Source organism: Prosthecobacter sp. (assembly GCF_044378005.1).
GTDB lineage: Bacteria > Verrucomicrobiota > Verrucomicrobiia > Verrucomicrobiales > Verrucomicrobiaceae > Prosthecobacter.
In genome coordinates, this window is the sequence record NZ_JBILYB010000010.1 from 67,690 (window position 1) to 78,806 (window position 11,117).

General features: G+C 62.8%; 10 protein-coding genes. 5 read left to right on the top strand and 5 right to left on the bottom strand.

Translation table 11 applies throughout. The features are described from left to right. The first annotated feature begins 71 nt into the window (after nt 1-71). Together AC6FTP_RS03960 and AC6FTP_RS03965 are read left to right on the top strand one after the other, a co-directional pair. The gene (locus AC6FTP_RS03960; protein WP_497205602.1) at nt 72-953 is read left to right on the top strand and encodes a hypothetical protein; all 882 of its coding nucleotides are present in this window, start codon (nt 72-74) and stop codon (nt 951-953) included. A 74-nt stretch (nt 954-1,027) separates the two neighbouring features. Then, complete coding sequence (locus AC6FTP_RS03965; protein WP_497205603.1) at nt 1,028-1,849, top strand: suppressor of fused domain protein; 822 nt, start codon at nt 1,028-1,030, stop codon at nt 1,847-1,849. A 35-nt stretch (nt 1,850-1,884) separates the two neighbouring features. On the opposite strand, the gene AC6FTP_RS03970 is transcribed toward AC6FTP_RS03965, so the two are convergent. The 3 genes from AC6FTP_RS03970 to AC6FTP_RS03980 form a co-directional block, all read right to left on the bottom strand. Beyond that, nucleotides 1,885-2,364 (bottom strand): Fur family transcriptional regulator, encoded by a 480-nt coding sequence (locus AC6FTP_RS03970; protein WP_497205604.1) that lies wholly within the window; start codon nt 2,362-2,364, stop codon nt 1,885-1,887. Between the two features lie 82 nt (nt 2,365-2,446). Continuing rightward, nucleotides 2,447-3,262, bottom strand: a complete 816-nt coding sequence (locus AC6FTP_RS03975; RefSeq protein WP_497205605.1) for an HAD family hydrolase — start codon at nt 3,260-3,262, stop codon at nt 2,447-2,449. A gap of 16 nt (nt 3,263-3,278) precedes the next feature. Next, complete coding sequence (locus AC6FTP_RS03980) at nt 3,279-4,592, bottom strand: hypothetical protein (RefSeq protein ID WP_497205606.1); 1,314 nt, start codon at nt 4,590-4,592, stop codon at nt 3,279-3,281. A 166-nt stretch (nt 4,593-4,758) separates the two neighbouring features. On the opposite strand from AC6FTP_RS03980, the gene AC6FTP_RS03985 reads away from it, so the two are divergent. Further along, complete coding sequence (locus tag AC6FTP_RS03985) at nt 4,759-5,988, top strand: outer membrane protein assembly factor BamB family protein (protein WP_497205607.1); 1,230 nt, start codon at nt 4,759-4,761, stop codon at nt 5,986-5,988. Here AC6FTP_RS03985 and AC6FTP_RS03990 read toward each other — a convergent pair. Continuing rightward, complete coding sequence (locus AC6FTP_RS03990) at nt 5,975-6,763, bottom strand: polysaccharide lyase (RefSeq protein ID WP_497205608.1); 789 nt, start codon at nt 6,761-6,763, stop codon at nt 5,975-5,977. The genes AC6FTP_RS03985 and AC6FTP_RS03990 overlap by 14 nt on opposite strands. A 63-nt stretch (nt 6,764-6,826) precedes the next feature. Between AC6FTP_RS03990 and AC6FTP_RS03995 the strand changes: the two genes are divergently transcribed. Both AC6FTP_RS03995 and AC6FTP_RS04000 read left to right on the top strand, forming a co-directional pair. After that, nucleotides 6,827-7,744, top strand: a complete 918-nt coding sequence (locus AC6FTP_RS03995) for an alpha/beta hydrolase fold domain-containing protein (RefSeq protein WP_497205609.1) — start codon at nt 6,827-6,829, stop codon at nt 7,742-7,744. Beyond that, nucleotides 7,741-8,775, top strand: coding sequence for an NAD(P)/FAD-dependent oxidoreductase (locus tag AC6FTP_RS04000; RefSeq protein WP_497205610.1), 1,035 nt, complete (start codon nt 7,741-7,743; stop codon nt 8,773-8,775). The genes AC6FTP_RS03995 and AC6FTP_RS04000 overlap by 4 nt, the downstream gene beginning before the upstream one ends. 29 nt (nt 8,776-8,804) lie before the next feature. Here the strand turns inward: AC6FTP_RS04000 and AC6FTP_RS04005 are convergent. Next, nucleotides 8,805-11,117, bottom strand: a 2,313-nt coding sequence (locus AC6FTP_RS04005) for a choice-of-anchor D domain-containing protein (RefSeq protein WP_497205611.1), incomplete at its 5' end; no start/stop codon positions are given.

Genomic DNA, 11,117 nt, shown 5'->3' on the forward strand with positions numbered 1-11,117 from the left:
TCGAAAGTGCATGTTGCTTCCGCACCAGAGGCTTGTCAGCGTGAGCAGGATCGGGATAAAAGCGGAGCATCATGTCCCCGTCCCTCGATTTCATCCGTCAAAAGTTCGGTCCTGAGCCCCGGCGCATCGGGTTTTTTAGCTGGGGAGACAAGGTCTTTCCCATCCCGGCCAGCTTGCGAGGCATGCAACCCGCCGACGAGCCGCTGATCGACACGCTGCTGCGGCAAAAGGAGATTTGGAAGCAGGGGAAGATCATCTGGGGGCACGTCATTGTGGCCAACCGGGCGCTCAAGCTCCCCGGTGAGACGGATCTGCCGGGCGAGGTGGTTTACTCACTCACAGCGACGGACGCGGAGGCTTTGGAGAAGCTGCCCGTGATCGCTGATGCCTTGCGTGATGCGAAGTTTGCAGACCAGCCGACCGAGGACTTTCCAGCGGAGGAGCAGGAGATCGTGACGCATCTCCGAAATGAAAGGGACCGTGGTTTCGGAATGAAGGTGCCAGCGTCATTCAGCCAGGGGCTGGCCTGCTTCACCTCCACGTTTTGGGGACATCGGGATCATTTGCCGGAAGGGGCGCTGGGTGGGCGGCTGGTGCCGCTTCTCGTGCTCGTCCGGAAGGTTCATGATGTGCTCATCATCCCCTGCAAGTTCTGGCCGGATGAGCTGCGCATTCCCTGGGGCCTCGCCATGGGTGAACGAAAGATGCGTCGTGTGATCTCGGAGCAACGCATCGCGGCGACGAATGCTGCGAGAGAGAGCCAGAAGACCATGCCACCGCCTTTGCCGTGGAAGGAGGCCACACCGGAAGCCCTGGCTGGCACCTGGGTCTGGGAATGCGAGACGGTGATGCATGAGCCGAGGACGGCACACGCGGCTCTCAATGGATCACTTCCGAATGGCGGCTGGACATCGAGCAGCGCTGCTGGCTGCGAATCTCTGGGCGACTGCTGATCAATGGCGAAGCGCAGGAGGATGCGCCGGGCTTTGAGCAGGAATACGCAGGCACCTTCGAGCTTCAGGACGGCGTGCTTTCCTGCACGCTGCCGGACCACGAGGAAAGCCCGCTCAAGCTCATCGCCACCGCCGATGGGGAATTGGTGAACGAACATCGGGCCATCTTCCTCCCCGTCACCTCCACTCCCAAGGTCGCCGGAGTCAGCGAGGGCGGCAGCACGCTCTATAAACATCAGGCCCGCGCCCCAGGCTGGGTGCCTCCAGATATGAGCGAGTCAAACCTGCGCGCCATCGAAGAACACATCGAGGAGCACATCGGCAAGGTGGACTACGTTTGGCATGAGTTGGTGTCCGACTTGGTCCACATCGACATCCACGTCATCAAACCGACGGCCGAGCGCCCCTGGTTCATCCTGGTGACGAGCGGCATGAGCGACCTGCCGATGCACCCACCCGAGGGAGCCGAAGACTACACCCATGCTGAAATCATGCTCTGCCTGCCGCCGACATGGAAGCTCGGCCAAGAGCACTTTGAAGATGAGCGGAACTACTGGCCCGTCCGCTGGCTGAAGATGCTGGCCCGGCTGCCCCATGAGTACAAGACCTGGCTCAGCTACTGGCACACCGTGCCGAATGGCGATCCCGCTGAGCCCCTGGCGAACGACACGTCGCTGGTCGGTTTCATGCTCGTGCCGCCAATGACGACCAGCGTCGAGTTTCATGAACTCCTCGTGCCACCCGCCCGCACCATCCGCTTCCTGGCTGCGATTCCGCTGACCAAGGACGAGATGGCTTTCAAGCTACAAGCCGGTGCGGGTGAACTCCTGGATCGACTGGAGCAGGCAAAGGTCACCGAGTTGGTGAATCCCGCGCGGAAAAGCGTGCTGCGCTGATCTCTGATCCTGCGGGAACCGCCCACAAAGAATTCTCAGGCCAGCGCGGCTTCGCGGGCGGCCTTGAAGTGGCATTTGCCCGTGCGGGCCAGTTCGTCGCACTTGGCCTCGATGCGCATGGATTTCATCTGCGGCTGGAAGCCGAGACGGCGCGTGATGCAGTCGTGCAGCAGCGCGGCGTTTTCGTCTTCAAACTCGACGACGCGGTCGCAGTCGAGGCAGATGAGGTGGTTGTGCTGCGGCTTGTCGAGGAAGTTGGGGTCGTAAAAGGTCTGGTCGCGCCCGAGATCCACCTCACGCAGCAGGCCGCATTCGACCAGGAGCTGGAGGGTGCGGTAAATCGTGGCGCGGGAGATGGTGCGGTCGAGCTTGCGGGTCTTTTCCAGCAGTTCGTCGGCGTTGAAGTGGTCGTCCGTGGCAAAAGCAGCCTCCACGATGACGTCACGCTGCCTTGTGCGGCGGAGGCCGGAGGAGGAAAGGTGCGCTTCGAGCCGCTCTTTGATTCGGGGGTCCATGTTGAGACAAGCTGGTAGCCTAATTGAGAATGAAGGCAAGGCAGGATGTGTGCAGCGCAAGATTGGCCCACCCGTCGTTGCCTCAAACCTGCCGCCCGCCGCCGAAGTAGTGCCCCAGCGCCTCGATCATGCCTTCGCTCGCGGGCCGGCTCGCCACGAAGCCGCCATGGCTTATGACGTGCGCTTTGATCGGCGGGAGGCCGTTGCTGGGCGTGGCGATCATGCGCGCGTGGCGCGGATCGAGCATGGAGAGGTCGTTGTGATTGTCCCCGGCGGCGAAGCAGCGGCTGGCATCCATGCCGAGCATGCGGGCGAGTTCGCTGAGGGCGGTGCCTTTGCTGTAACCGCTGTGGGAGAAGCGCAGGTAGATGCCGTTACGCTGGTAGCCGATGTCCGGGAACTGGCGTGTGTGCGTGTCGATGAAAGCACAGATGAAATCGAGTTCCTCCTCCGTGGTGGCGACGATGCCGAGTTCACCATAGTCGCCGATCAGATACTCCGCCTTCGTCTGCCTCTCGACCAGTTGCCTGATCGCGGTCAGGGAGGGTTCATGATCCTTCACGAACCGGTCATGCGCCTTTCGTGCCTGCCGGTTCCAGTTGCCAAAGTCGGTCCATTTGCTGAAAAGACCGGGCCGATAAATGTCGCACTCCTTGGCGATGATGTAGTCCGGCTGCATGAAGATCCCGTGCTGGGCCAGCCCCTGGATCGTCTGCTGGAGACTGCGGCCGGTGTTGATCACCCAGGCCGCTCCCTGGGTACGGAGCTGCTGGATCATCTGCCCGAGCGCGGGATGAAAGACGGGATCGCCCTCTGGATTGACCAGTGTGCCATCGAAGTCGAAGCAGAGGATGAAGTGGGGCTTGGGGGCGGCCATTTGGCGGGCGGAGGTGTTCATCCATCTGGCGGGAGAGTCAAGGCGTTGCCCGGCTCATCAAAAGCGTCCATCCGACCATCGCCCACATCGCCACGTAGTAGCTGATGATGGCCCAACGGCTCACGCCACGTCGTTTGGCCCGGCGCAGCAGACTGGTGGCCGCCCAGACGAGGCTCAGCGCCAGTAGCATCACCATTCCATGAAGGTGCCGCACCGGCAGCACGGGCGCATCCCAGCAGGCGATCAGCGCGCAGGCCCCGACCGCGACGGTGACAAACAGGAACGTCGTCGCCGTCTCGGGGTGCAATCGTTCGCCGGCGTGACTGGCCTTGGGCGTCCGCGTCCAGGTGATCATGGCCAGGGTGATCAAAATGCCAAGCATCGCGGCGAGTTGGGCAATCGCCGAGCCGAGTTCCCTCCCGACAAGCGCAGCTCCGAGGCCCAGCCGTTCGAGCAGTTCAGCATGGCTGCGCCCGTTCAGCACATTTGCGGAGGGACGCTCGAGAACGGGTTCGCGCACCAGGCTCGCGGCATCGGGATGCGTTTCGATCCACCGCTGCGCTTCATCCGCACTGTCCAGCCAGCGCACCTGATCTGTGTGGCTGAAAAAGGCCTGCCCAAAGATCTGGTGAGACTCCACCAGCCGTGGTCCGACGATGAAGAAAAAAGTGAAGCCCAGCATCAGCAGCCCCAGCCAGTGATTCCGCCAAACCCACAGGCTCGTCCCCGGCATCCGGGCAAAATGCGCCGATGCCCAGCCCCAGACCGCACGCAGGGAACTCACCAGCAGAAAGACCACGAGCACCGGCACCACGACCCGGTCCTCGGCCAGCCAGGTCAACGCCGCAGAAATCCCGATGAGACCATAGACCCAGAGCGAGTTCCTTTGCAGCGCATACACACAGGCCAGCCACATCACCAGCAGGCCCATGTGATGCAGCGTTTCACCCGTGAAGTAAGGCAGCACGGGCAGGAAGCCATGGAGCCCCGCCATCAGCAGCACCCACAGCGCCGCCGGCAGCGCAAAGGAGCGCGCGCAGATGAGCCCCAGCATCAGGAGAAACCCGAGCGCCAGCCCGATGCGGAAGACGCCCGTGCCTTTCAGCGTCACCGCCACATCCTGCGGATCATGCATCCACGAGGCCACCCAGGGCCAGAGCGGCTGCGCCAAACCATCCGTCCGGTGTGGCATCATGCGTTTCAGCGGCTCGGAGATACTTCGCGTAAATTCCGGCTGGAGATCGAGCTGCGTCTGTCCGGTCAGCTTCAGATTCGCAGACTCCAGTCTTGTGAGCTTTTCCGGGGCAGTTTTCACTTCCGCCAGCGCGTGCGTCAGCACCAGCCAAAGCACTCCGGCGAGCCCAAGCGCAACGATCACCAAACGCAGCCAGTGGCGCAGTCGGGGTGAAAAAAGGGCGTGCATGGGTGAGGGAGACTTAAAACAGCAAGTTTACGGCCCTGCGACAAACTCGAAAATCGAAATTCACCTTCTTTGCTCTCACGTTTAGGGTGCCGTTATGCGTCCATTGTCCGCTTTCCTCCTTCTTCTCCCCACTTTGGCCCTCGCGGCAGACTGGCCGCAGTTCCTCGGCCCCCAGCGCAGCGGCATCGCTGACAAGAGCGAGTCTGCCTTGCCCGACTCCCTTGATGGCGATCTAAAACCGCTCTGGGAAAAGTCCTCTGGCTCGGGCTTCGCAGGCCCTGTCGTGGCCGATGGCAAACTCATCCTCTTCCACCGCGAAGGTAGTGACATGACCACCGAGGCGCTTGATGCCAAGACGGGGAAACCGCTCTGGCGCAGCACCTACATCAGCGATTACGTGGACAGCTTCGGCTTCGACAACGGCCCCCGCGCCGTGCCTGCCGTGGCTGGGGGACGTGTCTTCACCTTCGGTCCCGAAGGCCGCGCGACCGCGCTCGACTTCGCCACGGGCAAGGAACTCTGGAACTACGACACCGCCTCCGCCCTGACTTCGCGGCAGGGTTACTTTGGCCGCGCCCCATCGCCCATCGTGGTCGGAGATCGGGTCATCATCGCCGCCGGGGGCACTTTGGACGGAAAACCCGCCGGGCTCGTGGCTCTCGATACCGCCACGGGCAAAGTTGCCTGGGCCAGCGTGGACGACGAGGCTGGTTATGCCTCACCAGTGATGATCGACGACAAGCGACTGCTCGCCTGGATGCGCAACCAACTCTGGCTCGTCAACGCCGCCGATGGCAAGGTCGTCACCTCCCGCAAACTCCGTGCGGAGATCGACGCCTCGGTGAATGCCGCCACGCCCATCGACTGTGGTGAATCACGCTGGCTCATCACCGCCGGTTACGATGTCGGCGCGCATCTGCTCGGCGTTATGGAGAGCAGTTTTGCCGAGATTTGGCACCAGGAAGACGCGCTCGACTGCCACTACGCCACGCCCGTGAAGGTCGGCGGGCACATCTACGGATTTCATGGCCGCCAGGAGAGCGGGATGCACCTCCGCTGCCTCGAAGTCGCCACTGGCAAAGTCGTTTGGGAAGATCCCGAAGGCCTGCGCGGCGGCACACTCATCGCCGTGGGAGACAAGCTCCTCGTCTTCACCGAAATGGGCGAACTCTGGCTCGTGCGCGCCAGTCCGGCGAAATTTGAAAAGCTCGCCGCCATCCAGATCACCCGCGCCGGACATCGCTGCCACACCGCGTTTGCCAATGGCATCTTCTACACCCGCGATGCCGAGAAGCTCGTGGCCGTGAAGATCACTTCGCCTTAACCACTTCGAAGCCGCTGAATTCCGCGTAGCACGGCCTCGTCGGTGCCCAGGAGCTGTCATTGCCGCCGTGGAAGGTCTCGAAGTAGAGGCTGTCCACATTAAAAGTCTCCGCGCTGCGCCACTCCATGTCCGTGCGCTCCACCACGAGCCGCTCGCCCTGTCCGGGAAGCGTGGTCCACACCCGCAGCGTGCCATCTCGCTTGCCACCGGTGTTCATCACCACCGCGATCCGCACCTGCACCGGCTTGCCCGGCGGGAAGCGGAAGTCCTCGAGGAAAGGAAAGCTCTCCCCATACTTCTCGGGCTGGTTTTTGTGATACACATAAGCCTCGCCCCGGCCATCGCGCCGCCACATCAGGCGGGCGGAGAAACCATTCGCGCCATCGGCTGGGCGGCCACCGCTCACGTTCTCAGGCCCGCCGCAGAGCCCCGGCAGCTTGCCCCCTTTCACGAAGTCGAAGTCTTGGTTGAACCGCAGCGTGTAGCGCAGCTCTGCGGCCTTGTGTTTGCCGATGGGCCAGCGCCAGCCAGCACCACCCTGCTCGGGACCGATACCGCCGACGGCATAGTTCACGCGCAGCCACTTCTGGCCGTCTTCGCGCACCTTGAGCTGCACATGCCCCTCATTGATGCCGTCTTCAAACTCGCAGCCCGGCCAATCCAGCTTCCAGCGCTCCACCGTGTAGTCGCCATCCGCGCCACTGAGCGCGACGGTGATGGGCAGATCAGCGGCGTGAAGGCTAAAGGCGGCGGTGAAGAGGAGCAGGTATTTCATGGAGGCAGCAGTTTTAAGTTCTCAGTTCTCAGTTCTCAGTTTTCAATCAGGCAAACATACCCCATGCGCCACCTCTTTCCTTTCCTCGCCCTCGGCTGCCTGACATTCAGCGCCTGCGCGCAAACGCCGCCGCCTCCCGGATTCATCGCCTTGCGTGATCTCGACTACGCGGGCCAGGGCAACCCACGCCAGAAGCTCGATCTCTACCTGCCTGAAAAGCCCACGGACAAGCCACTGCCCCTCATTGTCTATATCCACGGCGGCGGCTGGGAGGGTGGCGACAAAAGCGACACCGGCCTGCTTTTTGAACTCATCAAAGGTGGCGGCTATGCCGGAGCCTCCATCGGCTATCGGTTCACCGATCAGGGGCCCATGCCCGTGCAGATCCACGATGTGAAAGCAGCCCTCCGCTGGCTGAAAGCCCACGCCAAGGATCACGGCATCGACGCCGACAAGATAGGCCTCACCGGTATCTCGGCGGGCGGACATCTCGTCAGCCTGCTCGGCACCAGCAGTGGTGTGAAGGAACTCGATGGCAGCGTGGGCACGGCGGGTGAACTGCCGAAGATCACCTGCGTGGCGAACTTCTGCGGCCCGGCAAACTTCCTCACCTTCAATGGCAAAGGCAGCATCATCGTCGGTGACAAGCCCGGCAGTGCGCTCTTCAAACTCTTCGGTGGCCCCATGAGCCAGCACCCCGTCGAGGCGAAGGCCGCCTCCCCCGTGACCTACGTCAGCAGCGATGATCCACCCTTCCTGCACATCCACGGCACCGCCGACAAGCTCGTGCCCTATGCTCAGGCGCAGGAGTTCGATGCTGCACTGGAAAAGGTCGGCGTCTCCAGCACGCTGCTCACGGGTGAAGACGCGCCGCACGTCTTCTTCTCCGCCGATCTCCTCAGCAAGATGCGGGTCTTCTTCGACAAGCATCTGCAAGGCAAGCCCGGCGAGATCCAGGAAGGTCCAGTCACCCTTCCATGACCCCGCGCATCCTCATCATCGGCGGCGGAATCGCCGGCACCACGCTCGCTTGGCGACTGCATGAACGTGGTGTGCCATTTATGATCGTGGATCGTGATGAGCCACTGACATCATCAAAGGTCGCAGCAGGACTCATCACGCCCATCACCGGGATGCGCCTGAATCTGAGCTGGCGCTTCGGCGTGCTTTATCCCGAAGCACTCGCTTTTTATCGCCACCTCGAATCCAAGCTCGGCACCCTCTTCTACCATGAGGTGCCCATCGTCCAGTTGCTCGCCAGCGAGAAAGCCGTGACGCAGTGGCAGAAGCGGCGTGATCAGCCAGAAGTGCAGCCTTACCTGAAAGCGCCCGAGCCCGGCCCGTTGGTGAATGACACCATCTTTGCCAATCCCCACGGCGGCTTCGTGCAGCAGCACAGCGGCTGGATGGATACCGCCAACTTCCTCTCCGCCAGCCAGCGCTACTTCGAAAGCATCGGCTCCTGGCAGCGCGGCGAGCTGACACCCGATCAAGTCGCTTCAAGCATCGGCAAAGACTACACCCACGCCATCTTCTGTATCGGCTGGGAGGCCGCGCGGCATCCTTGGTTCGACTGGGTGCCGTTTCAGTCCGCACGCGGCACCGTGCTGCAAGTCAGCGCCGACACCGGCGGCGAGACACGCGTCCTCAACAACGGCTGCTGGCTCCTGCCGCGTGGCGATGGCACCCTGCGCGTCGGCCCGACCTACGAGCTGAACTTCGACCAGCCGCACACCCCCGCGCCCGAGGCCCTCGCCGCCCTCGAAAATCGTCTGCGCGGCCTGCTGAAGACCCGCTATGCCATCACCGGCTCCCAAACCGGCGTGCGCCCCATCATCGCCCGGCGGGAAGCCCTCATCGGCACGCATCCCGCCCGCCCCGGCATCGCCTTCCTAAACGGCCTCGGCTCCAAAGGCGTCCTTCGCGCCCCCTGGGTCGCGAGACAACTCCTCGAGCACCTTTTCGATGGAAAACCCATCGAGCCCGAGCTGGACTTGGCGGGGAATTTTTGAATGCCGCGATCTGCTGCTGGTTTCAACGATCAAGGCCGCAGGAACATGACTTCGCCGGTGGTTTTCTCGGTGCCGGTGAAGGGTGGCAGGAGGTAGTGGCCGTCGCCGATCAAGGTATCGGGAGCTGTGGCGGGCTGGCGCAGGACGCCGCTGAAGTTCACGACGCGCGGTTTTGGGGTCGTGTCGGCGAGTTCGAAGCTGCCGCTGAAGAGACCGGTGGCGGACACCAGGGTGGTCTTCCACTTGGTGGGGTTGGCGGGAGGCGTGGTGACGGCGACGGTATTGGTGGCGCTCAAGCTGGCGAGCGTGGGCAGGTTGCCATTCAGGGTGCTGCCGGTGGCGCTGTGCAGGACTTGGAAGCTGGGGCTTGTCAGGCCGAGACGGGTGGCCAAGACGGCGGGGGTGCTTCCTTTGGCAGCGGCGGGAGGCAGCCAGGGATCAAGCAAAAGAACGTTGCGGACAGGGGTCACGGTGCCGAAGCCGGCGCGATAGCTTTCATCGGTGGATAGGCCTGGCTTGGCCCAGGTCAGGGCGGCGGACTCGACGTAGCGACGACCCGCCAGCGCGGGACGCGGCAGCAGGGTGAAGGCTCCGCCAAAGTGGGACTGGAGGCGGGTGGCGGCTCCGGTTTTGTAAGGCTGAAGGAAGAGGCGGTAGGTGGGGTCGCTCGCCTCATCGGGAGGCAGAGCGGTGGTGAAGCTCGTGCCATCGCCCAGCCTGCCCGTGAGAGTCATGACACCCTTGGTGCTGACGGCGGCGGTGGCCCAGCCTGCACCTGCGGGCACGGTGTTGGCGGTCGGAGTCGCAGGCTCTAGCACGGCAGTGTGGGCTCCGGCGTAGGTGACTGTTTTGCTGGCTGGCAGATTGAGCAGTCGTCGGCCATCGGTGCTGCTGGCGTAGGCGCTGCCACTGCGCTCCACGATGGCACTGAGGCCACCGTTGATCTGCATGGTGAAATCGACCTCATAAGGGACGCCGCCGGAAGCGGTAAAAGCGTTCCCGGTGATGGATTCGGTGCCGACATCGAACAACGGCAGCGAGCCTTTGAGCGGCACGGCGGTTTTCTCATCGATGCATGTGAGCTTGCCGGTGAAGCTGGTGTTCGCAGCGACGATGTTGACGGTGAGCTTGCCGATGAGCGCTCCGCCGCTGTTGGTGAGCAAGGCCTCGTAGTTGCCAGCAAAGCTCTCCACCACCAGGGCTCCCTGCTGGTAGATGTGGGTGTAGTTTGCCAACGCACTGCCGCCGGTAGCGGTGATGGGATAGATACCGCCTGGGCTGGTTTTTGTGGCCGTGGTCTTCAGCGTAGGAGCTGTCAGCACGAGGCTGGAGGACTCGCCATTGACCCAGCCGCTGTAGCTGAGGGTCAGCGCTGGATTGTCTTGGCCGACGAACCTGCGCTTGTCTCCCGGAGTGACGTAGAGCGGTGCCTTGGCGATGACGAGCGTGCCGGTTTTGGGGCCTGTGCTGTCTGTGGCCCGCACAGGGTAGCTGCCTGCGTTGGTTGGTTGGGTGCTGCCAAAGGTGGTGCCGATTTTGTATTCGATGGTCACCGTGCCTGAGCCGCCGAGCGTGCTGATGGCACGCGGCGTGCCGGTGTAGATCTGGGAGAGATTGAGCAGCGTCAGGGGGACTGGATCTGCCTTCACGGTGATCGTCTTCACCACGGGTGCTGCCAAGCCGTAGAAGGCATCGCCAGCTTGCTCGGCCTGCACTTTCACGCTGCCAACGCCAGTGAAGCTCAGCACATTGCCCACGATGGACGCCCCCGGCGTGGTGGTGCCCTGGGGGACCACACGCAGCGTCACTGGCAAGCCAGAGCTGGAATAGACATCGAGGCTCAGCGGGTTTTGGCCGAGATAAGCCGTGGCCGGTGGATTGAAGGTGATGGTCTGCTTCAGCGCCGCATTGAGGGCACCAAAACCACGGATGGCAAAGCTGAAGCTGGGGTGATTCACCGCGTCGCTTTGGATCGTCACAGTCGCCGTATAAAGAGCGGGCAAAGTGGGATCAAAGGTGATGGCAAAACGTGTGCTACCGTCCGCAGGCACGGTGTCCTCGGGTGCCAGACTGACGGCAAACGCCGCCGCTCCAGGTCCACTGAGACTGACGCGCGGCGTGCCCGTGAGATTGAGAGCGACATTTCCCACGCTGGCGATGGTGAAGGTCTGCGATAGCTGCCCGGGGATCAGCGGCACATTACCGAAGTCGGTGAAGTCAGCCGTGCTCGGGGTCACATCGCCCTGACCGATCTCCACACCATTGCCCAAGACGGCGATCTCAGGCGTCGGCACATAGCCAAAGAGCACATTGCAAAAGGTGCCCGACGAGCCATTGGCCAG